General features: G+C 58.5%; 23 protein-coding genes and 1 pseudogene. 16 read left to right on the top strand and 8 right to left on the bottom strand.

Features of this window, described 5'->3' with window-relative positions; all coding sequences use genetic code 11:
- Positions 1-6 precede the first annotated feature (6 nt).
- The 5 genes from hfq (at position 7) to ACTG19_RS08790 (ending at position 4,061) form a co-directional block, all read left to right on the top strand.
- Entirely contained in the window at positions 7-270 is a 264-nt protein-coding gene (gene hfq / locus ACTG19_RS08810) for an RNA chaperone Hfq (protein ID WP_005339045.1), read from the top strand.
- A gap of 63 nt (positions 271-333) precedes the next feature.
- On the top strand, positions 334-1,620 hold the full coding sequence (gene hflX, locus ACTG19_RS08805; RefSeq protein ID WP_439988985.1) for a ribosome rescue GTPase HflX: 1,287 nt from the start codon (positions 334-336) through the stop codon (positions 1,618-1,620).
- A gap of 91 nt (positions 1,621-1,711) precedes the next feature.
- Positions 1,712-2,863, top strand: a complete 1,152-nt coding sequence (hflK, locus tag ACTG19_RS08800; RefSeq protein ID WP_005339041.1) for an FtsH protease activity modulator HflK — start codon at positions 1,712-1,714, stop codon at positions 2,861-2,863.
- Between the two features lie 3 nt (positions 2,864-2,866).
- The gene (hflC, locus tag ACTG19_RS08795; protein WP_005339038.1) at positions 2,867-3,751 is read left to right on the top strand and encodes a protease modulator HflC; all 885 of its coding nucleotides are present in this window, start codon (positions 2,867-2,869) and stop codon (positions 3,749-3,751) included.
- A gap of 106 nt (positions 3,752-3,857) precedes the next feature.
- Positions 3,858-4,061 (top strand): DUF2065 domain-containing protein, encoded by a 204-nt coding sequence (locus ACTG19_RS08790; protein WP_113740488.1) that lies wholly within the window; start codon positions 3,858-3,860, stop codon positions 4,059-4,061.
- 58 nt (positions 4,062-4,119) lie between these two features.
- On the opposite strand, the gene ispB is transcribed toward ACTG19_RS08790, so the two are convergent.
- Positions 4,120-5,091 (bottom strand): octaprenyl diphosphate synthase, encoded by a 972-nt coding sequence (ispB, locus tag ACTG19_RS08785; protein ID WP_113740487.1) that lies wholly within the window; start codon positions 5,089-5,091, stop codon positions 4,120-4,122.
- Positions 5,092-5,333: 242 nt separating this feature from the next.
- On the opposite strand from ispB, the gene rplU reads away from it, so the two are divergent.
- The 4 genes from rplU to ACTG19_RS08765 all read left to right on the top strand — a co-directional run bounded on the left by rplU (position 5,334) and on the right by ACTG19_RS08765 (position 9,060).
- Positions 5,334-5,645: a 50S ribosomal protein L21 gene (rplU, locus tag ACTG19_RS08780; RefSeq protein ID WP_005304210.1), complete on the top strand. Its 312-nt coding sequence runs from the start codon at positions 5,334-5,336 to the stop codon at positions 5,643-5,645.
- A 17-nt stretch (positions 5,646-5,662) separates the two neighbouring features.
- Positions 5,663-5,920, top strand: coding sequence for a 50S ribosomal protein L27 (gene rpmA, locus ACTG19_RS08775; protein ID WP_005339028.1), 258 nt, complete (start codon positions 5,663-5,665; stop codon positions 5,918-5,920).
- 200 nt (positions 5,921-6,120) lie between these two features.
- The gene (gene cgtA, locus ACTG19_RS08770) at positions 6,121-7,323 is read left to right on the top strand and encodes an Obg family GTPase CgtA (RefSeq protein ID WP_005339026.1); all 1,203 of its coding nucleotides are present in this window, start codon (positions 6,121-6,123) and stop codon (positions 7,321-7,323) included.
- Between the two features lie 366 nt (positions 7,324-7,689).
- On the top strand, positions 7,690-9,060 hold the full coding sequence (locus ACTG19_RS08765) for a YjiH family protein (protein WP_113740486.1): 1,371 nt from the start codon (positions 7,690-7,692) through the stop codon (positions 9,058-9,060).
- Between the two features lie 84 nt (positions 9,061-9,144).
- Here ACTG19_RS08765 and ACTG19_RS08760 read toward each other — a convergent pair whose 3' ends face one another.
- A complete protein-coding gene (locus ACTG19_RS08760) occupies positions 9,145-9,483 on the bottom strand; it encodes a hypothetical protein (protein WP_113740485.1) in 339 nt (112 codons plus the stop codon).
- A 305-nt stretch (positions 9,484-9,788) separates the two neighbouring features.
- On the opposite strand from ACTG19_RS08760, the gene ACTG19_RS08755 reads away from it, so the two are divergent.
- The 3 genes from ACTG19_RS08755 (at position 9,789) to ACTG19_RS08745 (ending at position 11,852) form a co-directional block, all read left to right on the top strand.
- Positions 9,789-10,778, top strand: a complete 990-nt coding sequence (locus tag ACTG19_RS08755) for a luciferase-like monooxygenase (protein ID WP_376898984.1) — start codon at positions 9,789-9,791, stop codon at positions 10,776-10,778.
- Between the two features lie 3 nt (positions 10,779-10,781).
- A complete protein-coding gene (locus ACTG19_RS08750; protein ID WP_179214473.1) occupies positions 10,782-11,228 on the top strand; it encodes a bleomycin resistance protein in 447 nt (148 codons plus the stop codon).
- Between the two features lie 123 nt (positions 11,229-11,351).
- Complete coding sequence (locus tag ACTG19_RS08745) at positions 11,352-11,852, top strand: 2TM domain-containing protein (RefSeq protein WP_159158270.1); 501 nt, start codon at positions 11,352-11,354, stop codon at positions 11,850-11,852.
- A gap of 125 nt (positions 11,853-11,977) precedes the next feature.
- Here ACTG19_RS08745 and ACTG19_RS08740 read toward each other — a convergent pair whose 3' ends face one another.
- From ACTG19_RS08740 to lptD, 6 genes are read right to left on the bottom strand one after another with little or no spacing between them, the layout of a single operon-like run.
- Entirely contained in the window at positions 11,978-12,799 is an 822-nt protein-coding gene (locus ACTG19_RS08740) for a symmetrical bis(5'-nucleosyl)-tetraphosphatase (protein WP_069555848.1), read from the bottom strand.
- A gap of 6 nt (positions 12,800-12,805) precedes the next feature.
- Positions 12,806-13,168, bottom strand: a complete 363-nt coding sequence (gene apaG, locus ACTG19_RS08735; RefSeq protein ID WP_042080575.1) for a Co2+/Mg2+ efflux protein ApaG — start codon at positions 13,166-13,168, stop codon at positions 12,806-12,808.
- Between the two features lie 4 nt (positions 13,169-13,172).
- Positions 13,173-13,985, bottom strand: coding sequence for a 16S rRNA (adenine(1518)-N(6)/adenine(1519)-N(6))-dimethyltransferase RsmA (gene rsmA, locus ACTG19_RS08730; protein WP_005339016.1), 813 nt, complete (start codon positions 13,983-13,985; stop codon positions 13,173-13,175).
- Positions 13,975-14,970, bottom strand: coding sequence for a 4-hydroxythreonine-4-phosphate dehydrogenase PdxA (gene pdxA, locus ACTG19_RS08725; RefSeq protein ID WP_439988984.1), 996 nt, complete (start codon positions 14,968-14,970; stop codon positions 13,975-13,977). Before pdxA ends, rsmA begins: the two co-directional genes overlap by 11 nt.
- Positions 14,970-16,268 carry a peptidylprolyl isomerase SurA gene (gene surA / locus ACTG19_RS08720; protein WP_439988983.1) on the bottom strand — a complete coding sequence of 433 codons (1,299 nt, stop codon included), beginning with the start codon at positions 16,266-16,268 and terminating at the stop codon, positions 14,970-14,972. The genes pdxA and surA overlap by 1 nt, the downstream gene beginning before the upstream one ends.
- A gap of 26 nt (positions 16,269-16,294) precedes the next feature.
- Positions 16,295-18,739, bottom strand: a complete 2,445-nt coding sequence (gene lptD, locus ACTG19_RS08715) for an LPS assembly protein LptD (protein ID WP_439988982.1) — start codon at positions 18,737-18,739, stop codon at positions 16,295-16,297.
- A 174-nt stretch (positions 18,740-18,913) separates the two neighbouring features.
- Here lptD and ACTG19_RS08710 point away from each other — a divergent pair, with 174 nt between their 5' ends.
- The 4 genes and pseudogenes from ACTG19_RS08710 (at position 18,914) to ACTG19_RS08695 (ending at position 22,903) form a co-directional block, all read left to right on the top strand.
- Entirely contained in the window at positions 18,914-19,924 is a 1,011-nt protein-coding gene (locus ACTG19_RS08710) for an aminoglycoside phosphotransferase family protein (RefSeq protein ID WP_439988981.1), read from the top strand.
- Positions 19,921-20,589, top strand: coding sequence for an N-acetylmuramate alpha-1-phosphate uridylyltransferase MurU (murU, locus tag ACTG19_RS08705; RefSeq protein ID WP_113740479.1), 669 nt, complete (start codon positions 19,921-19,923; stop codon positions 20,587-20,589). Before ACTG19_RS08710 ends, murU begins: the two co-directional genes overlap by 4 nt.
- Before the next feature lie 19 nt (positions 20,590-20,608).
- Positions 20,609-21,442, top strand: coding sequence for a co-chaperone DjlA (djlA, locus tag ACTG19_RS08700; RefSeq protein WP_439988980.1), 834 nt, complete (start codon positions 20,609-20,611; stop codon positions 21,440-21,442).
- Between the two features lie 132 nt (positions 21,443-21,574).
- A pseudogene (locus tag ACTG19_RS08695) lies at positions 21,575-22,903 on the top strand (IS4 family transposase).
- Positions 22,904-22,927 lie beyond the last annotated feature (24 nt).

Genomic DNA, 22,927 nt, shown 5'->3' with positions numbered 1-22,927 from the left:
AGAAAAATGGCTAAGGGGCAATCTCTCCAAGACCCGTTTTTGAATGCGCTGCGCCGTGAGCGGATTCCTGTTTCTATCTATTTGGTGAACGGCATCAAACTGCAAGGTCAGATCGAGTCTTTTGACCAGTTTGTTATCCTGCTGAAAAACACCGTGAGCCAGATGGTTTACAAGCACGCCATCTCGACTGTCGTACCGGCCCGTGCCGTCAATCATCACCAGCCCACTCCGGGTGGCGCGGCTGATGAACAGGGTGATGCCGAGGCGTGATATCCCTGGGCGAGTCGACTCGCCAACTCAGATTCATCATGATTCCTGTTAAGGAGCAAGCGCTTGTTTGACCGTTATGCAGCTGGCGAACAGGCCGTTCTGGTGCATGTCAACTTCAGTGATGAGGGTGAGCGGGAGGATCTGGAAGAGCTCAAGATGTTGGTGAGCTCGGCCGGAGTCAATGCGCTGGGGGTAATTACCACCAGTCGCAGTGCGCCCAGTGCCAAATTTTTTGTCGGCAGTGGCAAGGCTGAAGAGATCGCGTCCCAAGTCCAGATGCTGGATGCCGACGTCGTCATCTTCAACCATGCCCTGACCCCTGCCCAGGAGCGCAACCTGGAGCGTCTGTTCCAGTGCCGGGTGGTGGATCGAACCGGCCTGATCCTCGATATCTTTGCCCAGCGCGCCCGTACCCACGAAGGTAAACTGCAGGTCGAACTGGCCCAGTTGCGCCATCTTTCCACTCGTCTGGTGCGAGGCTGGACCCACCTTGAGCGTCAAAAGGGCGGGATCGGTCTGCGTGGCCCGGGTGAAACCCAGCTTGAAACTGACCGACGTCTGCTGCGGGAACGCATCAAGGCGATATTGCGTCGGCTCGACAAGGTGGCCAAGCAGCGGGAGCAGGGACGCCGTGCCCGCAACCGCAACGAAGTGCCGACGGTGTCACTGGTTGGTTACACCAACGCCGGAAAGTCCACTTTGTTCAACCAACTTACAGCTGCCAGCGTGTATGCTGCCGACCAATTGTTCGCAACTCTGGATCCCACCCTGCGTAAACTGGTGATCCGGGATGTGGGTGATGTGATTTTGGCGGATACAGTTGGATTTATTCGACACTTGCCCCATGATCTGGTCGCGGCCTTCAAGGCGACCCTGCAGGAGACCCGTGAAGCGGATCTGCTGCTGCATGTGGTGGACTGTGCCGATGAGCAGATGCAGGAGAATATCGACTCCGTGCAGCAGGTGCTCGCCGAGATCGAAGCCGATGACAGGCCCCAGCTGATGATCTGCAACAAGATCGACAAGCTGGCGGATCGTCCGGCAGGTCTGGAGCGAGATGACGAGGGGCGCCCGTTGCGCGTCTGGTTGTCGGCCCAGACTGGTGAAGGTTGTGAGCATCTGTTTACGGCGCTGACCGAATTGCTGGCTGGCTCCATGGTGCATCACACCCTGCAGTTGCCTCCTTCTGCCTCGAGATTGCGCAGTGCGCTCTATCAGCTGAAAGGGATTGAGCAGGAAGGTTTTAGCGAGGAGGGTGATTTCGTGCTGGAAGTCCGCTTGCAAGTGGCCGACTGGAACCGCCTCGTGAAACAGGAAGGTGAGAGTTTACAACGCTTTATCAGGCATTGATTCGTTGATGAAGATGAACCCTTAGGGGCTTCGCAACGTATGATGGCCCGATAGAGATGATATCCATCCGCATGTATTAATGGAGACGCTGATGGCTTGGAATGAGCCTGGTAACAACGGCAAAGACCGTGACCCTTGGGGGAATAACGGCAAGAATCAGGGACCCCCTGATCTGGATGAAATGCTGCGCAAAGTGAGTCGCCGTTTCGGTGGCTTGTTTGGTGGCGGCAAATCTGGCGGCGATGTAGGTCGCTTTGGTATCTCCATCGCGCTGGTTGTGGCTGTGGTGGTGTGGGTCGTCAGCGGCTTCTACACCATTCGCGAAGCGGAGCGTGGTGCCGTGCTGCGGTTTGGCAAGTTTTCCCATATTGTCGAGCCGGGCCTGCGCTGGAAGCCGACCTTTATCGATCAGGTGATCCCGGTGGACGTCGAGTCCGTGCGCTCCCTGCCTGCCTCCGGTTTCATGCTGACTCAGGATGAAAACGTGGTACGGGTCGAGATGGACGTGCAGTACCGTGTGGTCAATCCCGAGCAGTATCTGTTCAGCGTGACCAATGCCGACGAGAGTCTGGGTCAGGCTACCGATAGCGCCTTGCGCTATGTAGTGGGCCATACCCGGATGGATGACGTGCTGACCACCGGTCGTGAGAAGGTGCGTCAGGAGACCTGGCAGGTGATCGATGGCATCATCGAGCCTTACCAGATGGGTCTGCAGATCGTCGACGTCAACTTCCTGCCGGCGCGTCCGCCGGAAGAGGTGAAAGACGCCTTTGATGACGCCATCTCCGCTCAGGAAGATGAACAGCGCTTCATTCGTGAAGCAGAAGCCTATGCCCGTGAAGTGGAGCCCAAGGCCCGTGGCCAGGTGAAGCGTCTGGAGCAGGAAGCGGAAGCTTACAAATCCCAGATCGTGTTGAAAGCCCAGGGTGAAGTCGCTCGCTTCAACGAGCTGCTGCCCCAGTATCTGGCTGCTCCCGAGCTGACCCGTGAGCGTATCTATCTGGAAACCATGGAAGAGCTCTATCAGCAGGCCAACAAGGTGGTGGTCGACATGCCGGCTGGCAACAACAGCATGATCTACCTGCCGCTCGACAAGCTGTCTGGCAAGCCGAAGGCAGCCCAGTCTGATCGTGCCACTGTCGCCCCGGTCACAGAGCAGGTCCCCGTTTCCAACGAGGGTGCCAACTCTACCCCGACAATGCCGCTGCGTAGCGGTGACCGCTTCAGCTCAGGGAGAAACTGATAGATGAAAAAGCTAGCTATTGGTGCAATCGCTGTCGCGGCCATGGTCTGCTTCTCCTCTGTCTTTATCGTTGATGAAGGTCAGAAGGGGATTGTGGTGCAGTTTGGCAAGGTGAAACGGGTTGACTCCGGTGAACCCCGCCTCTATGAGCCGGGCCTGCACTTCAAGGTGCCGCTCATCGACCAGGTTCGCAAGATGGATGCCCGCATCCAGACCATTGACAGCCAGGCCGACCGTTTTGTCACCTCCGAGAAGAAAGACCTGATCATCGACTCCTACGTGAAGTGGAAGATCGAGGACTTCTCCAAGTACTACCTGGCAACCGGTGGTGGCAACAAGCTGCAGGCTGAAGATCTGCTAAAGCGCAAGATCAACAACGGTCTGCGTTCCGAGATCGGTAACCGCACCATCAAGGATATCGTCTCCGGTGAGCGCAGTACCGTGATGGAAGATGCCCTGAAGAAGATGGCGCGCTCCTCCGAGCTCGGCATCAAGGTGGTGGATGTGCGGATCAAGCAGATCAACCTGCCGGTGGAAGTCTCCAACTCCATCTACCAACGGATGCGTGCCGAACGTACCGCAGTCGCCCGTGAGCACCGCTCTCAGGGTCGCGAGAAGGCTGAAATCCTGCGTGCCGATATCGACCGCAAGGTGACCGTCATGATCGCCGACGCCGAGAGTAACGCTCGCCAGCTGCGCGGTGAAGGGGATGCGGAAGCCGCCAAGATCTATGCCGACAGCTACAAGAAAGACCCTGAGTTTTTCAGCTTCGTGCGTAGCATGGAGGCCTATCGCAAGAGCTTCGCCGGTGGCAACGACCTGATGGTGTTGAAGCCGGACAGCGAGTTCTTCCGTTACCTCAAGTCTCCTCACGGCACCAAGCAGTAATCGCCACGAGGTCACATTCAAAAGGGTCTGCATTGTCAGACCCTTTTGTTTTTGGTGCCAATGCCAGCCGTCGACCCAGGGGGCTGGTTGCATTGAAGGAGGTCGGATGCTGACATCCATGCTGATGGGGTCGGGATTGCTGTTATTGTTCGAGGGGCTCGGCCCGTTGTTGATGCCCAGGGCATGGCAGCAGATGTTGCGGCTGCTGAGCGAGCAGCCACCGGAGCAGTTGCGCCGTATCGGCGGCTCGTTAGTGGTTGCGGGTAGCGTGATCCTCTGGATGCTGAGTCTGGCGCAATGCACTGTCTAGCAGATAGCAGACAATAAAAAAGAGGCCGAAGGCCTCTTTTTTCATGCATGTCGTTTACTCAGGCACTGCGCTGCACGGCCATGTGGGCCAGTGTTTCCAGCGCGAGCTTGTGCGGGGAGTCAGGCAGGATGGCGAGAGCGGCAATGGCCTTGTCGGCCTCTTCCCTGGCACGCATGCGGGAGTACTCCAGCGCGCCGGTACGGTCGAGAATGCCGAGGATCTGCTCAAGATGTTCCATACCGTTGCGGTGCTCGATGGCATCGCGCACCAGCTGGCGCTCTTCCGGCGTACCCACTTCCATGGCGCGCAGCAGCGGCAGGGTCGGTTTGCCTTCGGCCAGATCGTCGCCGACGTTCTTGCCCATCTCTTCGCTCTGGGAGCAGTAGTCCATCACGTCATCGATGATCTGGAACGCGGTGCCCAGATACTTGCCGTAATCGGTCATGGCCTGTTCGACGGGCTCGGGCTGATGAGTCAGCACGGCGGCAAGGCGAGTGGCGGCCTCGAACAGCTTGGCGGTCTTGCAGTAGATGACCGTCATGTAGCTCTCTTCGGTGGTATCCGGGTCGTTGCAGTTCATCAGCTGCAACACTTCTCCTTCGGCGATGGTGTTGGTGGCATCCGAGAGGATCTCCATCACCCGCAGGTTGGAGAGTTCGGCCATCATCTGGAAGGAGCGGCTATAGAGGTAGTCACCGACCAGCACGCTGGCGGCATTGCCAAACATGGCGTTGGCGGTCTCCCGGCCGCGGCGCAGGTCGGATTCGTCGACCACGTCGTCATGCAGCAGGGTAGAGGTGTGAATGAATTCGATGATGGCGGCCAGTTTCAGGTGATCCTCACCCTCATAGCCCAGCGCACGCGCAGCCATCACGGTCAGCATGGGGCGCATCCGTTTCCCGCCGGCGCTGACAATGTAGAAACCCAGCTGATTAATCAGACTAACGTCGGACTGGAGTCGGGCCAGGATCAGTTCATTGACCGCCGTCATGTCGGCGGCACAGAGCGCACGGATAGTCTGTTGGTCCATAAGTCTCGTAACGTGACAGCAGCAATAACTGCGATTTTAGTAATGGCAGGGATTCTACACGATTTCACAATGGGTTACAGTTAGGCGTTTATCCACGGCGGCAGATATGCGCACAAAATAAACTTTTTGCTAAATTGGCCTTGCCTGAGCAGATCGATTTGCGTAGAATACCCGCCCATTGTTATAGGTTTTTGCGCATGTCTAGCCTTGAGCAAAAGACATGCCTTTACGGAGTTAATCAAATGTACGCGGTATTCCAAAGCGGCGGAAAACAACACCGTGTGGCCGAAGGTCAAATCGTTCGTCTGGAAAAGCTGAACGTTGAGACTGGCGCTACCATCGACTTCAACGAAGTTCTGATGGTTGCTGCAGGCGACACTTTTAAAGTAGGTGCTCCTTTCGTTGAAGGTGGCAAGGTTGTAGCTGAAGTTGTGGCTCACGGCCGTGGCGAGAAAGTGACTATCGTCAAGTTCCGTCGTCGTAAGCACCATCGTAAGCAAGCGGGCCACCGTCAGTGGTTCACTGAAGTCAAAATCACTGGCATCAGCGCTTAATTAGAGGAGTCCGATAAATGGCACACAAAAAAGCTGGCGGTTCATCCCGCAACGGTCGCGATTCTGAAGCTAAACGCCTGGGCGTGAAGCGTTTCGGCGGCGAAACAGTTCTGGCTGGCAGCATCATCGTTCGTCAACGTGGTACCAAGTTCCACGCTGGCACCAACGTTGGTCTGGGCAAGGATCACACCCTGTTCGCTACCGCGACTGGTAAAATCCTGTTCGAAGTTAAAGGTCCGCTGAATCGTAAGTACGTTAGCATTGTTGCTGAGTAATTACGGACCGCAAGGATCCGAAGCCCCGCCAACAGGCGGGGCTTTTGTTTTTCTGACGTCTTTCTGATGTCGTTGACGAAAAAACGGAACGCAGCTGACTTTGGCTCTGACGGGCATGATTGGCAAGATGCGTATCGCCCGCAGGGGTCTGTACCACTATAATTGCGTATCGGTTTTTCGAATTAAGGTGACGGTTACCTATGAAGTTTGTTGATGAAGTCCAGATTCGAGTCGATGCCGGTGACGGTGGTAACGGTTGTGTAAGCTTTCGCCGTGAAAAATATATTCCCAACGGTGGTCCGGACGGCGGTGACGGCGGTGATGGTGGCGACGTATATCTGATCGCCGACGAGAACCTCAATACCCTGATCGACTACCGTTTCGAGCGTTTCCATGCTGCCGAGCGCGGTGAGAATGGCCAGAGCGCCAACTGTACCGGTCGCCGCGGCAAGGACAAGATCCTGCGTGTGCCTGTCGGTACCCGGGCGACCGATGAAGATACCGGTGAACTGCTGGGGGACCTGACCCACCACGAGCAGAAGCTGCTGGTTGCCAAAGGTGGTTTCCATGGTCTGGGCAACACCCGCTTCAAGAGCTCCGTCAACCGTGCTCCCCGCCAGAAGAGTAATGGTACTCCGGGTGAAGTGCGTACCCTGAAGCTGGAGCTGCTGCTGCTGGCCGATGTCGGCATGCTGGGTCTGCCCAACGCAGGCAAGTCTACCTTTATTCGCGCCGTTTCTGCGGCTCGCCCGAAAGTGGCTGATTACCCCTTCACTACCCTGGTACCGAACCTGGGTGTGGTGCGTGGTGAAAACTCCCGCTCCTTCGTGATCGCCGATATCCCGGGTCTGATCGAAGGCGCTGCCGAAGGTGCAGGTTTGGGTATCCGCTTCCTGAAACACCTCGAGCGTTGCCGCGTGCTGATCCACCTGGTGGATATCTGCCCGGTTGATGGCTCCGATCCTGCTGAAAATGCCGTGACCATCGTCAAGGAGCTGGAGAAGTACAGCCCGGAACTGGCTGGCAAGCCGCGCTGGTTGGTGTTTAACAAGATGGATCTGATCCTGGAAGAGGAAGCCCAGGAGGTGATGGATCGCGTCAAGGCGGCCCTGAACCACGAAGGTCCGGTCTATGCCATCACTGCCATCAGCAAGGAAGGCACCAAGAAGGTCTGCTACGATATTCTGGATCTGCTGGATACCATGCCCCGTCAGCTGGCGGAAGATGCCAAAGACGCCATCGAGAAGGTGGAGTTCAAGTGGGACGACTACCACAAGAACCAGTTGGCCAAGGCTGAAGCGGAAGCACTGGCTGCCTCTCTTGCCTTCGATGAAGGACTTGATGATGACGATTGGGATGACGACGAAGATGATGGCGTTGAAGTCATCTACGTCCGTGACTGATCCCCGTCACTCTCATTGAAAACCGGAGCCTGAACAGGCTCCGGTTTTTTTATATCTATCGAGCAGCAACTCATTAGGTATATTTGTGATGTCACTTATTGCCTGCCACTGATAACCGATTATACTGCCCACCAAAATTAACAATAACGAAACAATAATCTGGCGATGTCGATTGAATCGATATGCGCCGCTCTATCTTATTGTTTTAATGGAAGGTTTACCTGTGAAAATATTTATGCGCAGATTTCTGCCTTAAGGGCTTGTTTGTGCATTTTTTTAGAGTATTCTTGCGCCCGTTTTGCCGATTAATGCATGAATACGCAGGTTGGCCGGGCTAGGGAAAAGTAACATTAGGGCAGTCATATCATGTTGGAAAAGAGTCTCGAAGCACCTGCGGTCAATACTCGCCGTAATTTGTTGATGTTTCTGGTTCCGTCACTCATCGGGATCCTACTGTTCATGACGCCGGTCGTCTATGACGGTAACGTCACCATCCCGGTGGCCGTGCTGGCCAAGCTGGTACAGCGTGTTTTGGCCGATTATCTGGTCGCCATGGTCAGTGCGGTGATCACCACCACCATGCTGATGACGCTGATTGCCTGGTTGTTCAAGCCGGCGATTCTGGTGCGTCGTCCTTTCCTCAACAGTTTGTTCAGTGTCTCCCCTTTCTGGGCCTGCGTGCGGGTATTGGGCGGTATCTTCGTGCTGCTGACCTTCTTCCAGGTGGGGCCAGAGGTGCTTTACTCCGGCGCAACCGGTGGACTGGTGCTCAACGATCTGCTGCCGGTGCTGTTTTCGGTCTTCATTTTTGCCGGCCTGCTGCTGCCGTTGCTGCTCGATTTTGGGTTGCTGGAATTTGTCGGCACCATGATGACCCGCATCATGCGTCCGGTGTTCCGGTTGCCGGGTCGCTCCGCAGTGGACTGCTTTGCCTCTTGGCTCGGCGATGGCAGCGTCGGCATCCTGCTGACCAGCAAGCAGTACGAAGGGAAGTTCTATACCCAGCGTGAAGCCGCGGTGATTGGCACCACTTTCTCTGCGGTCTCCATCACCTTCTGTCTGGTGGTGATCTCCCAGGTGAAGCTGGAGCACATGTTTGTCCCCTTTTATCTGACCGTCTGTCTGGCGGGTGTGGTTGCCGCCATCGTGGTGCCGCGTCTGCCACCGCTCTGTTGGAAGAAGGACATCTATGCCGATGGCACTCCCCTGTGCCGCAAGCAGGAAGCAGTGCCGCACCAGCACAGCGTAATGAGCTATGGTTTCGAGCGTGCCCTGACCAAGGCTGACAGCATGACTGATCTCGGCGCAGTCGCGCGGGAAGGGGTGAAGAATGCACTGGATATGGTGTTTGGCGTGCTGCCGGTTGTGATGGCGATCGGTACCTGTGCCCTGATGCTGGCCGAACATACCCCTATCTTCAACTGGCTTGGCGCCCCGTTCGTCCCCTTGCTGGAGCTGCTGCAACTGCCGGAGGCGGAAGCGGCCTCCAAGACCATCATGGTCGGTTTTGCCGACATGTTCATTCCGGCGGTGCTGGCCTCGACCATCGAGAGCGACATGACCCGCTTCGTGATTGCCGCGATGTCGGTAACCCAGCTGATCTATATGTCGGAAGTGGGCGCCCTGCTGCTGGGCAGCAAGATCCCGGTCAAGCTGTGGGAACTGTTCGTTATCTTCCTGCTGCGCACTCTGGTTACCTTGCCGGTTATTGCCGGGGTGGCACACCTGCTGTTCTAAGGGCGCAGCGCAGTGAAAAACGGTCAACCTCGGTTGACCGTTTTCTTTTTCGCAGTAACGGGAGAAAGTCCCCCTTCGGTTGGCTCAGCCTGTAGTGACGGAACACTGGATAGTCAGGGAGTGGACCGTGTTGGCGATACGATAGGGCTTGGCTGCCTTGTAGACCTTCTTTTCGTCGTCATAGCTTCCCCCCAGATACTGGGTGCTGTAGAGCGTCTGCTGGCGACGATCGGTCTCCTTGTAACCTTGCGGGCAGGTCTGGTTGGCCTGCTGGAAGCAGGCTTTCATGCTGCTGCACTCGATGTAGAAGCCGCGCTGGCTGGGATCGGCAAGGTGCACCGGGGTGACGGTAGGGGCGGGGGGAGACAACAGGGCGCAACCGGAGAGCGTCAGTGCGCCCAGCAGAACGAGATGTTTTGACATAGATAACCTGAACAGTGTGGTGTGACAAAGAGTGAGGGGGAGTCTGTTGCTCCCCCTTCGCTATAGGGGCACCGTTATAACCAGCCGGGGGCGCTCAGGCCAGCCCGCAAATGTAAGAAAATATGATCCACCCCCGTGCATGCGCGGCCAGCAGGATGAGCGTTCAAACAATACTTGCCTGAGATTTGTTCCGTTCGATTGCTGCCGCTTGGCAGGCAGAGTGTGGCAGGAGATAGTGATTCATTCAGGTATCCCGTGCTACATTGCCCCACTTGTTACTGGTGTGTAAATCAATGGAGTGACCAATGTCTGTCATCCCCTATTCCGTGCTCGATCTGGTGCCTGTTGCCGAGGGTTCCGAGCCTGCCCAGTCGTTTCGCCGTTCACGGGATCTTGCCCGCCATGCCGAGGATTGGGGTTACCAGCGCTACTGGCTGGCCGAACATCACAACATGCCGGGCATTGCCAGTGCCGCCACCTCGGTGCTGATCGGCCATCTGGCCGAGGCCACCACCACTCTGCGGATCGGCGCGGGTGGCATCATGCTGCCGAACCACTCGCCGCTGGTTATTGCCGAACAGTTTGGCACCTTGGCTTCGCTCTATCCGGATCGCATCGATCTCGGCCTTGGTCGCGCCCCCGGGACCGATCAGCGCACCATGCGGGCGCTGCGGCGAATGCGCAGCAGCGAGGTGGATGATTTTCCGGCCGATGTGCGCGAGCTGATGAGCTACTTTGGCGACGATGTTAGCGCAGTGCAGGCGGTGCCCGGCAAGGGGCTGCATCTACCCATCTGGCTGCTGGGCTCCAGCCTCTACAGCGCGCAACTTGCAGCGGCGATGGGCTTGCCGTTCGGGTTTGCCTCCCATTTTGCTCCCGCCATGTTGCTGCAGGCGCTGGAGATCTACCGCAGCCAGTATCGCCCCTCTGCTCGCTGGCCCAAGCCCCATGCGGTGGTCTGCATCAACATGATCGCCGCCGACAGCGAGCGGGAGGCCCGCTTCCAGTTCACTACCGTGCAGCAGCAGTTCTTGCGCCTTCATCGCGGTGATGCGGGCAAGCTGCCCGCGCCGGTCGTCCAGCTTGGTGACGAGTGGGCGCCCCGTGAGCTGATGGCGATGGAGCAGACCCTGGCCCGATCTCTGGTGGGCGACCCTGAGCAGGTTCGTCATGGACTCAAGGCGCTGCTGGCGGAAACCCGTGCCGATGAGCTGATGTTCAATGGCCCCATCGTCGATCATCAGGCCCGACTGCGCTCCTTTGAAATCGCCGCCGAGCTGATGCAGAGCCTGTAAGCCATGACGAACCCTACTGTCGCGGTGGATGAGGTGTATTGGAATCCCATGGTACCGGAGCTGTCAGTTACCGATCTGGCTCGAGCTCTGGTTTTCTATACCGGTTTGTTGGGCTTCTCGGTCCGCTATCGGCGCGATGACCCTCCTTTTGCTTATCTTGAGCAGCAACAGGTACAACTGATGCTGGAGCAGGTACATCCGGCGGGTTGGCAGGTCGGGGCGCTGGAGCCACCGTTCGGTCGGGGGATCAATCTGCAGATGGAGCTGACCGAGATCCAGCCGCTACTCGATCGCTTGCAGGCCGCCGGGATTGCACTTTTCCGGCAGCCCACTGAGGTCTGGTATCCAGTGGGCGAGATGCTGGCCGGGCAGCGCGAATTTTTGCTGCAGGATCCCGATGGTTATCTGTTACGGTTTGTGCAATATCTGGGGGAGCGAGCGGCTGACTGACAAGATAAAAATCTTAACCATCTGATTTTAAAGGACTGTCAGATGTATGTCGGCTATCTGTCGTGTCACCTTTCGCGGCGCAAGCCCTATGCTGGCCCTGTCAATTACCACAAGGAGTTCGAGATGATCGTCAGGAAGTTGAGATTGCAACGGGGTTGGTCTCAGGAGCAGTTGGCAACGTTGACTGGTTTGAGTGTCCGCACTATCCAGCGGATCGAGCAGGGGCAGCAACCCGGACTGGAATCTCTCAAGGCCCTGGCCGCCGTCTTTGAACTCGATGTGGCTCAACTGGATGGATCAGAGCAACAGGAGCGCGAGATGAGAGGAAGTGACACTATGGGTCAGGATGCGGTGCAGGTATCGGCAGAGGAGCGGGCGGCAATGCGCTATGTGGAGGAGCTCAAGGGCTTCTATCACCATGTCGCCAGCTACGTGGTGGTGATCTGCGGGCTGTTTGTCATCAACTACCTGAGCAATCCGGAGTACATCTGGGCCTGGTGGCCAACCCTGGGTTGGGGACTGGGACTTGCCTCCCATGCTGTTCGGGTGTTTCAGCCCTTCAAGCTGTTTGGCCCCGAATGGGAGAGGCGCCAGATCGAGAAGCGGCTGGGGCGCAAGTTGTAACTTCATTCGCCGGAAAACAGGGAGCCTAAAACAGCAAGCCCGGCAGATTGCCGGGCTTTGTTATTGGAACGAGTTGTGGCCATCCGTTCGGCAGCGATCGCGACCGCCTGATTGCAGTGCTCCCCCTAGCTGGCGTGAACCGGGCAGGGGGTGGTGATCAGGGCATCATCTTCATAACGCCACAGGGTCAGGCTGTTGCCCCAGACACAGCCGGTATCGAGTGCCTTGATATCGCTCTTGCCGGTGTTGCCCATCAGGGCTGCCCAGTGGCCGAACACCAGAATGGGGTCATCCACGTGGTGTTCGCGCTGTTCGAACCAGGGACGCAGCCCCGGGGTCGACTCCTTGGGCCCCTTCTTGCATTTGAAGTCGAGACGACCGTCGAAATAGCAGAAGCGCATCCGGGTAAAGGTGTTGATGATGTAGCGGTAGCGGTCGATCCCGACCAGATCATCTTTCCAGCCATCGGGCTGGTCGCCGTACATGTTGTGCAACAGCCAGCTGTACTGGTCTCCGCGCAGCAGGCTCTCTACCTCGCGGGCGCAGTTACGCGCGGTGCGGACATCCCATGCGGGGGAGATCCCGGCATGCACCATCATGATGGGCAGATCCGGATGTTCGGCCAGTAGCGGGCGGTGGCGCAGCCACTCCAGCAGTTCATCCCGATCCGGGGCATCCATCAGGCTTTGCAGCTTGTCTTTCTTCTTGAGCGGTGCAACGCCATCGGCGACCGCCAGCAGGTGCAGGTCGTGGTTGCCGAGCACGGTGACGGCGCGGTTGCCCAGCCCTTTGACAAAACGCAGGGTATTGAGGGAGTCCGGGCCGCGGGCGACCAGATCGCCGCAGAGCCAGAGCACGTCTTGGTCGGGATCGAACGCGGCAAGATCCAGCAGACGGCGCAAGTCGTCGTAACAGCCCTGGATGTCACCGACAAAACAGTTCGCCATGAAACCTCAGTTGATAATATTGGGGATGGCCAGCGTGAAGGGGGCGATGTGCGCCTCGAACTGCTGACCAGAGCCATCTTGCAGGGTATAGCTCCCTTCCATCACCCCAAGCGGGGTCGCCAGCGGCACGCCGCTCTGGTAGCGGTAGGTCTCACCTTCGGCAATGACGGGTTGTTCCCCGACCACGCCCGGGCCTGCCACTTCCAGCATCTTGCCATTGGCATCGGTGATGAGCCAGCGCCGATGCAGCAGTTGCACCGGGCCGGGCCCCAGATTCTCAATCTCGATCAGATAGTGAAACTGGTAAGGGTCTTTGGAGCCCGCCACATACACGGGGTATGGGCGGATCTCGATGTGCGGGGGTGCCACAGGATCAGGCCTGTTGCTGATCCGCCAGCCAGTTGGCGATCATGACAAACTGCTCGAGGGAGAGATTCTCCGGGCGCAGGTTGCCATCGATACCAAGCTCGGTCAGCTGGGCGTCGGTGATGAAGTTGGAGAAGCTGTTGCGGATGGTCTTGCGACGCTGGCCAAAGCCTTCGGTACAGACGCGATTCAGACAACGAATGTCTTTTGCGACTATGGTCGGATTCTTGTGCGGGATCAGGCGAACCACGGCAGAGTCCACTTTCGGCGCCGGTTTGAAGGCGCCCGGGCCCACTTCCAGCACCGGCACCACCTGGCAGTAGTACTGGGTCATCACGCTCAGACGGCCATAAGCCTTGCTGCCCGGGCCTGCGGCCAGACGCAACACCACTTCCTTTTGCAGCATGAAGTGCATGTCTTCAACCCGGTCGGCAAATTCGCACAGGTGGAAGATGAGCGGGGTGGAGATGTTGTAGGGCAGGTTGCCGAAGATGCGCAGCGGCCCCTTGCCTTCACCCATCAGGGTGCCGAAGTCGAAACGCATGGCATCCGCTTCGATGACGGTCAGCTTGTCTTTGAGGGTCGGGTGCTCGCGCAGGCGAGCTGCCAGGTCCCGGTCAAGCTCGACCACGGTCATTTTGTCCATCTGGGCGGCAACCGGCTCGGTCAGCGCGGCCAGACCCGGACCGATCTCCACCAGATTCTGACCCGGCTGCGGGTTGATGGCGGCGACGATCTGATCGATCACATACCGGTCGTGCAAGAAGTTCTGACCGAAACGCTTACGGGCCGTGTGGCCCATGTGCACCTTACTGCTCATATCTTTTTTTCTCTACCATCTTGATGGCGTGGTTAATCGCGGTGACAAGGCTGCCCGGATCGGCCAGGCTCTTGCCTGCCAGATCCAGCGCGGTGCCGTGATCCACCGAAGTGCGGATGAAGGGAAGCCCCAGGGTGATATTGACCGAACTGCCGAAGCCCTTGTACTTGAGCACGGGCAGCCCCTGGTCGTGGTACATGGCGAGTACCGCATCCGCATCCTTGAGGTATTTCTCCTGGAACAGGGTGTCGGCCGGCAACGGGCCGACCAGATCTATCCCTTCCTGGCGCAGCGTGGCCAGGGCGGGTTCGATCACGTCAATCTCTTCACGTCCAAGATGGCCACCTTCCCCGGCATGGGGGTTGAGGCCGCAGACGTAAATACGGGGTTTGGCGATGCCAAACTTGGTGGCGAGATCCTCGTTGAGGATCCGGATCACCTTGCCGAGGCGATCCTCGGTGATGGCCATCGCTACATAGGCCAGCGGAATATGGGTAGTCGCCAGTGCGACCCGCAGCCCCTCGGTTGCCAGCATCATTACCACATCGGCGGTGTTGGATTGCTGTGCAAAGAACTCGGTGTGGCCGCTGAACGAGACCCCGGCCTGGTTGATGATCCCCTTGTGCACTGGCCCGGTCACCACGGCGGCAAATTCGCCGCTCATGTTGCCATCACAGGCGCGCTGCAGGGTCGCCAGCACATAGGCACCATTGCCTTCGTTCAGCTCGCCCGGCACCACGGGGGCGCCGAGGGAGACCGGACAGACGGTCAGGGTGCCCGCCCGCTGGGGGCGGGCAGGGGCGGCGGCATCGTAGGGCTCAAGCTCGATGGGCAGCCCAAGCAGGGTTGCCCGCTCGCGCAGCAGCGCCGGATCGGCGATCACCACCAACTGGTGGGGCCAATCCTGCTGGGCAATCTGCAGCACCAGATCCGGGCCGATCCCGGCCGGTTCGCCCGGGGTAACAGCAAGGCGACGGCAGCTCATCAGCTCGCAGATCCTTCGACACGGATGTAAGCCTCATCACGCAGCTCATCCAGCCATGCCTGGGACTCTTCCACGAAGCGACGGTTGTAGATCAGCTGGTAGGCGCGCTGCTCCTGAGCCTTGTCGGTGGCATCCTGGCTGCGGCGATCTTCCACCTGCACTATGTGCCAACCGTGGCTGGTACGGAACGGGGCACTGATCTGGCCCGGTTGCAGGCGGTTGACCATGTCGCGGAACTCGGGGACATAGACGTTGGGATCAGACCAGCCCAGTTCGCCACCCTGCACCGCAGAGCCCGGATCTTCGGAGTACTTCTCCGCCATGCTGGCGAAGCTGGCCTTGCCGCTCTTGATGTCGTGCAGAATGCCGTCCAGCATCCCCTTGGCTTTCTCTTCGCTCAGGATAATGGACGGCTTGATCAGGATGTGGCGGGCTTTCACCTCGGTCTGCATCACTTGCTGCTGACCCTTGGTGTCGAACACCTTGACGATGTGCAGGCCGGCACCGGAGCGCAGCGGGCCGACGATGTCGCCCTTCTTGGCACCCTGTACCGCTTCCGCCATCAGGGTCGGCATCTCTTGCGGGCTCATCCAGCCCCAATCCCCCCCTTCCAGCGCCTTGGGACCATTACTCTCGGCAATGGCCAGTTTGCGGAAGTCGGCCCCTTGCTTGAGGGCGGTCAGAATGCGCTCGATCTTGCTCTTGGCGGCATCCAGCTGGGCGGCGGTGGGGTTGTCCGGCAGGGCAATCTGGATATGGCCGACGTGGTACTCGTTCTGCTGTTGACCCTGTTTCTTCAGGATCTCCACCACCTGCTTCACCTCCTGCTCGGAGATGTTGATACGGCGACGCACCTGGTTGCGGCGCACCTCGTTCATCAGGATCTCGCGGCGAACCTCTTCCCGATACTGGGCATAGGTCATCCCTTCACGGGCGAGCTGGGCGCGCAGCTGATCCAGGGTCATCTTGTTGTCGGCAGCGATGCCCTGAATAGCCTGTTCCAGCTGGGTGTCGCTGATCTTCAGCCCCTGGCGCTCCGCCAGTTGCAACTGCAGGCTCTCCTGGATCAGGCGATCCAGCGCCTGTTTGCGCAGGGTGGCATCGTCAGGCAGGGACTGGCCGCTCTCCTGAGCGGAGAGTTTTACCTTGTTGACCAGTGCGTCCTGTTGGCTGGACAGCACCACGTCCTTGTTGACCACGGCCAGCACCTTGTCCATCAGCTCGGGCGCAGCCAGTGCGGCCTGGCTCATGGCACCGAACATTCCCGCGGTCAGCAGGGCAATCAGGGTCTTTTTCATATCCATCTCTCAAGGCTGGACCAGCATCATTGCTGGCCTTTCAGATTAAACGGGCGAACATAGGGCAACAGCTCGGTATCCAGTGTGACGCTGCGGCCACCGGTACCCACGCTGCCAAGTCCCTTCATTTCAAACTGCAGACCAATGACTTTTTCCGAAGTGGGCTTCAGGGTTACGTTGTCCGGCTGATTGTGCCACTCCAGGCTCATGTTGATGCTCCAGCAGCAGGAGTCGTATTTGACACCGATTTTGCGGTCAATGTTCACATCCTGCTTGATGTCACGGTAGTAACCGCCATACATCTGCCACTGATCGGCGATCGGTGCCATCATCACCAGGCCCGCCTGGCTCAGATCTTCTGCTAGTGCCGTGTTGGTCGGATAGCGATAGTCCAGGTTGCCATCCTTGATGTAGCGGTAGTTGACCTGAGTGGTCAGCTTGCCGGTTCGGTACTCGACTGCACCGTTGCCAGCCGTAAATTCACCCTCGGAGGTATCGTACTGGGTCCCCGCATGGGCAAACCACTCATCGGTGATCCGGGCATCCCCCTCAAACGAGAGCAGGGAGCGTGCGTTGGTACTTTCCGGATTTGAAGGGTAGAGGCGCACCTTGGGTGGTGTCATTTCGAAGGCCTGGGCCACCGCCAGACGCAACCGTTCATCACCCACATTGTCATAGACCCGGCTGGTCAGGCCAACGGTGACCCGATTGGCATCGCTGATGCGGTCGAGACCGGCAAAGCGGCGGTCACTGAACAGGCTGTAGTAGTCCTGACGGGTGGTGGTGGAGTCGTAGATCCCGATCTCATCCTGATTTTTGTAAGGGATATAGAGGTACTGGAACTCGGGTTCCAGGGTCTGGGTACCCTTGCCATCATACCAGTCGAGTGGCCGATCGAAGTTGACGCCCCCCTTGAGGCGGAAGGAGGGCAGAGTACGGGTAATGGTGCCCTCTTTCAGGGTCAGCTGTTTGCTGTCTGCATCGGTGAAGCGGCTGCGGTCCTGGCTAACCAGATTATCGGGTACCTCCTGGTTGTAGGAGGTAAACATCAGCTTGTACTGACTGGTCAGGTAGTAACCCGGTGCATCCACCAGGGGCACGGTCAGGGTTGGCGCCAGATGCAGGCGGGTAGCGGTATAGCGCTCACCTGCTTGCAGAGTGGCGGCACTGCCACTGTCATAGCCAAACTTGGTCAGTTCACTGTTCCAGGCCAGATCGAACCACTTGCCTTGCTGATAGTAGTTGTAGTCGATACGCGGCAGCATCTCGTGGGGCAGCAGTGCATATGGGCTCAGGATCTGGTAGCGGCGCACCTCGGAGGTGAGGTTCCAGTTAGGCTGGTAATAGCCAGCGGTAAAGGATTGCTGCAACTGGCTGTCGACCTGGGTGCCCACTTGCGGGCTGAAGTCGTTGAAATAGTTGTAGTCCTTGTCGCGCACCTGGGTGTAGTCGATGCCAAAACGCAGACTGCCATCCATCAGGGCGGAGCCGTGACGTACGTTCATCAGGTAGCGATGGCCATCGGACAAGCCAGCTAGACTCAGATTGCTCGGGCTGTACTGCTTGTCATCTGCCAGATTTTCAAAATAGAGGGTGCCGGTGTGGGCGGGGTCCGGCATGTAGCGGAACTCCACCTGTTCCATCAGGCCGCGTTTATCCATAAAACGGGAGGTGATGGTGGCATCGTAGTTGGGGGCAATGTTCCAGTAGAAGGGCTGGGTGATATCCATGCCGTTGCTGGAGCTTTGCTTGTAACCTGGGTAGAGCAGACCGGTCTTCCGCTCATCCTTGATGGGGAAGTTGATATAGGGGAAGTAGAACACCGGGTAGTCATAGAGCCAGAGGCTGGCATTCCAGGCTTCGCCGAACACCTCTTTCTGGTCGATGTCGATGCTGCCCGCCTTGAGGGTCCACACTTCCTGACCGGGGGGGCAGGTGGTGTACTGGGCCCCCTCCATGGTGATGTTCTGGTTGTTGTTGGTCATCACCACGCGCTTGGCAAAGCCGCGCACCGGTGAGCCATGCACCTGATACTTGCCCTCTTCCAGCTCGGAGTTCTTGGTATCCAGGTTGGATTTGAGGGTCTTGTCGCTGGTGACGGTCACCTGACCGTCGTTGTAATAGATGTTGCCGATGGCGATGACATCCCGGCTCTTCTGATCGAGCTGGGCATAGTCGGAGTCAAACTTGCGAACACCCTGACGAACCTTGACGTCGCCTTCATAGACGGCGGTGCCGCCCTGTTTGGCCTCGAGACGGTCAGCATCAACCTCGACCGGCTGTGCGTTGGCATCCTGATCCGATGCAGGCTTCTCTATCTTGGGAACATAGTCATAGCAGAGACTATCGAGAATGCCGGTGGCTGGCGGCGCTTCGAACGGGGCCGCCTGCACCATCATAGGGGTGAGTGCGGGGGCCAGGCTGATAGTCAGGGCGATGGGATAGCGGTACCCCAGTGTCCATTTTGTCATGTGAAAGACTCGTGCAATCCGTGATAGATACGGTTGATCCAAGGCATGCATTTTACGACAGGTTTCATCGAGTTGACATTGCATGTCATTGCTTTATGTTAGCCGGCAATGATAAAGCATTATTGCGGCCAGGGCTAACAGCCAAGTGCTGCTTTCCACCTTGGTCCTCTACTTATGCACGATCGCGATTCCCTGCTACTGCAGTGGGCACGCCGTATTTCCGGTGATGCCACTCTCACGCTTACCCTCATTTCCGGTGATGCCAGCTTCCGCCGCTACTCTCGTGGTGGTGGTCTTGTGTGGGTGGATGCCAATCCGAAAACCGAAAAAAATCATGAGTTTGTTCGTAACGCGGCCGCCTTGCAGGCGCGTCAGCTGTTGGCGCCAGAGGTGAAGGCTGTGGACTACGAACAGGGTCTGCTGGCGGTCAGTGACCTGGGCGATACCCAGCTGATCAGCTGCCTGAACGAGCACAACGTGCTGGCCTGGTATGGCAAGGCGATTGATTTGCTGCCCCGCCTGGGGGCGGTTGAACTGGCGCTTGAACCCTTCGATGCGGCTTTTATGGCGCGGGAAAACAGCATTTTCCCCGAGTGGCTGCTGGGCCATCATCTGCAACTGAGCCTGAGCCATGAAGAGCAGCAACTGCTGGACGAGACCTTCGCCTGCCTCACCGCCTGCAATCTGGCTCAGCCGCAAGGGGTCATGCACCGTGACTTCCACAGTCGCAACCTGATGGTGTGTGGCGGTGATACCCCCGAGAGCAGCCGGCTGGCCATCATCGATTTTCAGGACATGGTCATCGGGCCGCTTACCTATGACCTGGTCTCTCTGCTGAAAGATTGCTACGTGCGCTGGCCGGACGAGGTGATCGATGAAGGGATGTGCCACGGCTTTGCCACCCTGCAACAGGCGGGTCTGCTTGGCGAGCTCGATTATGCCAGTTTCCGTCGTGATGCCGACCTGACCGGCATGCAGCGCCACCTCAAAGCGGCGGGGATCTTCACCCGGCTCTATCATCGCGACGGCAAGTCCGGCTATCTCAAGGATATTCCCCGTACCCTTGGCTACGTGGTGGATGTCTGTCGCACTCACGGTAGCGCCTATCCGGTATTGGCCCGTTTTGGTCAGTGGCTGGAGCAGGTGGTGTTGCCGGGGATCGCCAATGCAGGGGTAAAACCATGAAGGCGATGATCCTGGCCGCTGGCCGTGGCGAGCGGATGCGCCCGCTGACTGACCTGCTGCCCAAGCCGCTGCTGGCGGTGGGGGGCAAGCCGCTCATCGTTCATCACATCGAAAAACTCAAAGCCGCTGGCGTGACCGAGTTGGTCATCAACCACGCCTGGCTTGGCCACAAGCTGGTCGAGAGCCTGGGTGATGGCAGTGCGCTTGGTGTGACCATCCACTGGTCAGCCGAGGAGAGCGCGCTGGAGACCGCGGGCGGAATCGTGCAGGCGCTGCCACTGCTGGGCGCAGACCCTTTTCTGGTGATCAACGGCGATACCTGGCTCGATCTCGATTATCACACACTGGTCAGCCAGCCCCTTGGCGATGATCTGGCCCACCTTTGGCTGGTACCCAATCCGCCCCAGCACCCGAGCGGGGACTTCGCCCTGCAAGGGGGGCGAGTCATGGATACGCCAGCGTTTACCTTCAGCGGGGTCGGACTATATGATCCGGCGGCCTTTGCCGGTCTCGCGGGCGGCGCCCGCAAACTGGCGCCCCTGCTCCGTGACTGGATGGCGCAAGGGCGGGTGGGCGGCAGCCTGCTCGCTGGCGAGTGGCGCGATATCGGCACGGTCGACCGTCTGCGCGAGCTGGACGACCAGCTCCAGGCCCGCACTCATTAACTTCAAGAGGTCTTGAACCATGCGTATTTGGGGTAAGGTGCTGGGCGCCTTCTTCGGTTTTCTGCTCGGCAATATCATCGGCGCCCTGATTGGCCTCTGGATTGGCCACCGTTTCGACCGTGGCATGGGGCTGCAGGGGGCGTTTCGTCGCGGTCCGAGTCAGGAGCAGCAAGCCGTCTTCTTCCACGCCACCTTCTCGGTGATGGGTCACATCGCCAAGTCCAGCGGCCAGGTGACCGAGCAGGAGATCCGGGTTGCCTCCAACCTGATGGATCGGATGCGGCTGGCGGGTGAACAGCGTACCCGGGCACAGGAGTCATTTCGTCTCGGTAAAGAGGCCGACTTCCCGCTGCGCGAGACCCTGGCCGAGTTCCGCCGTGCCAGCCTCGGGCAGCGCGACATTCTGCGCTTCTTCCTCGAGGTACAACTGCAGGCGGCCTTTGCCGACGGGCGGGTAGAGGAGGGCGAGCGCGCCATTCTGCACACCATTGCCGACGAACTGGGCTTCAGCCGCATCGAGCTGGCCCGCATTCTGGCGATGGCCGAAGCGCAGATGAACTTCTTCAATCAGGCTCATGGCCAGTATCAGGGGGGCCATTCCGGTGGCCAGCAGTATCGGCAGGCGGCACCCTCTGCGGATCGCCTCAAGAATGCCTACCAGTTGCTGGGAGTGAGCGAGAGCGACAGCGATCAGGATATCAAGCGCGCCTACCGCAAGGAGATGAGCAAACATCACCCGGACAAGCTGGCTGCCAAGGGGTTGCCGCCGGAGATGATGGAGATGGCCAAGGAGAAGACCCAGGAGATCCAGCAAGCCTGGGAGTGGATCCGCGAGGCCCGCGGCATCCGGTAAGCGCCAACGTCAGGTTGGAACAGACAATAAAAAGCCCCGCAGCAGTGCGTAATGCTGATCAGTTAAGGATCCATTGACCGATCCTTCTGTTGTGTGAAAATCCGAAGCCTGTTGATTGGTTTCGGATTTTTTATGCGTATCGCTCACGCTCTCGACTTCCTCCACGCCAGCAATGCTGCCCAGTTTGAGTCACTCTCAGACCTCATTGCTCCTGAGCTCATCACCACTCTGCTCGCCGAAGAGGATGTCGCTACCCTGCGCCGTCGCCGTATGCCCATGGAGCGACTAGTCTGGGCCATCATCGGCATGGCTATCTTCCGCCACGTCCCCATGACCCAGCTGGTCAATCAGCTCGATATCCTGTTGCCCGGCGACCGTCCCTTTGTTGCTCCCAGCGCCTTTCTGCAAGCTCGCCAAAAACTGGGGGACAAGAGCATCGAGCGGCTGTTTCACGAGACCGCCTCACGCTGGCACCAGCAGGCCAACCACCCCGGCTGGGCCGGGCTGCAACTGCTCGCCGTCGATGGCGTGATGTGGCGCACCCCCGATACCCAGGACAATGCCGCTGCCTTTGCCAAGCCCGGTACTCAGCATGGGGAGACCGCTTATCCGCAGGCACGCATGCTCTGCCAGATGGCGCTGACCAGTCACCTGCTTGTTCAGGCGGTCATGGAGAGTTGCGCCGTCAACGAGATGGTGTTGGCCGAGCAGCTTGTCGCGCACACACCAGACCACTCGCTAACTCTGTTCGACAAGGGATTTTACTCTCTCGGTCTGCTCCACGCCTGGCAAACCACTGGCAGCGAGCGGCACTGGCTGCTGCCACTCAAAAAGGGCACGCAATACGAGGTGGTGCGCAAGCTGGGGCGTCAGGATGCACTGGTCTTGCTGAAAACCAGCCCACAGGCGAGGAAGAAGTGGCCGCACCTGCCGGACACAGTGGAAGCCCGCTTGCTGACTCGCACTATCAACGGCAAGGAGCGCCAAGTATTGACCTCGATGGTCGACCCGATGCGCTTTGTGGGCGCCGATATCGTCGACTTGTATAGTCATCGTTGAGAAATCGAGCTGGGCTATCGGGAGATGAAGCACAGCCTGCAACAGCACCGGCTGACCCTGCGCAGCAAGAAGGCTGCGGGGATACGGCAAGAGCTGTGGGGTGTGCTGCTGGCGTACAATCTGCTGCGCAGCCAGATGGTAAAGATGGCAGCGAGTCTGAAGGGATACACGGCGAGCCAGCTGAGTTTTCACATGGCGTCGGTGTACCTCATCCATGAACTGAGCTGCATGCCGTACCTGTCACCGGGGAGTATCCCGAAGCGGGTGGCGGAGCTGGATAAGCAGGCGGGGCAGTTTGTATTACCGGAGCGAAGGGAGCGGAGTTATCCCCGCAGTGTGAAGGCAAGACCGCAAAAGTATGCGGTGCAAAAAGCCAATAAAAACAATGCCAGTCAGGCTTAACTGACTGGCATTACGCAGCAGTGC

This window comes from Aeromonas sp. 3P, from assembly GCF_051919745.1.
In the GTDB taxonomy this organism is placed as follows: domain Bacteria; phylum Pseudomonadota; class Gammaproteobacteria; order Enterobacterales; family Aeromonadaceae; genus Aeromonas; species Aeromonas veronii.
This window is presented reverse-complemented; position numbering and strand designations above follow the sequence as displayed.

Excerpts from the sequence above, each read along its gene's own strand:
- ACTG19_RS08745 (WP_159158270.1), top strand. The coding sequence starts at position 11,352 with ATGATCGTCAGGAAGTTGAGATTGCAACGGGGTTGGTCTCAGGAGCAG.
- pdxA (WP_439988984.1), bottom strand. The coding sequence starts at position 14,970 with ATGAGCTGCCGTCGCCTTGCTGTTACCCCGGGCGAACCGGCCGGGATC.
- ACTG19_RS08765 (WP_113740486.1), top strand. The coding sequence starts at position 7,690 with ATGTTGGAAAAGAGTCTCGAAGCACCTGCGGTCAATACTCGCCGTAAT.
- rsmA (WP_005339016.1), bottom strand. The coding sequence starts at position 13,985 with ATGAGCAGTAAGGTGCACATGGGCCACACGGCCCGTAAGCGTTTCGGT.
- cgtA (WP_005339026.1), top strand. The coding sequence starts at position 6,121 with ATGAAGTTTGTTGATGAAGTCCAGATTCGAGTCGATGCCGGTGACGGT.
- ACTG19_RS08750 (WP_179214473.1), top strand. The coding sequence starts at position 10,782 with ATGACGAACCCTACTGTCGCGGTGGATGAGGTGTATTGGAATCCCATG.
- lptD (WP_439988982.1), bottom strand. The coding sequence starts at position 18,739 with ATGACAAAATGGACACTGGGGTACCGCTATCCCATCGCCCTGACTATC.
- ispB (WP_113740487.1), bottom strand. The coding sequence starts at position 5,091 with ATGGACCAACAGACTATCCGTGCGCTCTGTGCCGCCGACATGACGGCG.
- murU (WP_113740479.1), top strand. The coding sequence starts at position 19,921 with ATGAAGGCGATGATCCTGGCCGCTGGCCGTGGCGAGCGGATGCGCCCG.
- ACTG19_RS08740 (WP_069555848.1), bottom strand. The coding sequence starts at position 12,799 with ATGGCGAACTGTTTTGTCGGTGACATCCAGGGCTGTTACGACGACTTG.
- ACTG19_RS08790 (WP_113740488.1), top strand. The coding sequence starts at position 3,858 with ATGCTGACATCCATGCTGATGGGGTCGGGATTGCTGTTATTGTTCGAG.
- ACTG19_RS08710 (WP_439988981.1), top strand. The coding sequence starts at position 18,914 with ATGCACGATCGCGATTCCCTGCTACTGCAGTGGGCACGCCGTATTTCC.
- hfq (WP_005339045.1), top strand. The coding sequence starts at position 7 with ATGGCTAAGGGGCAATCTCTCCAAGACCCGTTTTTGAATGCGCTGCGC.
- hflK (WP_005339041.1), top strand. The coding sequence starts at position 1,712 with ATGGCTTGGAATGAGCCTGGTAACAACGGCAAAGACCGTGACCCTTGG.
- surA (WP_439988983.1), bottom strand. The coding sequence starts at position 16,268 with ATGAAAAAGACCCTGATTGCCCTGCTGACCGCGGGAATGTTCGGTGCC.
- hflC (WP_005339038.1), top strand. The coding sequence starts at position 2,867 with ATGAAAAAGCTAGCTATTGGTGCAATCGCTGTCGCGGCCATGGTCTGC.
- ACTG19_RS08760 (WP_113740485.1), bottom strand. The coding sequence starts at position 9,483 with ATGTCAAAACATCTCGTTCTGCTGGGCGCACTGACGCTCTCCGGTTGC.
- rpmA (WP_005339028.1), top strand. The coding sequence starts at position 5,663 with ATGGCACACAAAAAAGCTGGCGGTTCATCCCGCAACGGTCGCGATTCT.
- djlA (WP_439988980.1), top strand. The coding sequence starts at position 20,609 with ATGCGTATTTGGGGTAAGGTGCTGGGCGCCTTCTTCGGTTTTCTGCTC.
- ACTG19_RS08755 (WP_376898984.1), top strand. The coding sequence starts at position 9,789 with ATGTCTGTCATCCCCTATTCCGTGCTCGATCTGGTGCCTGTTGCCGAG.
- rplU (WP_005304210.1), top strand. The coding sequence starts at position 5,334 with ATGTACGCGGTATTCCAAAGCGGCGGAAAACAACACCGTGTGGCCGAA.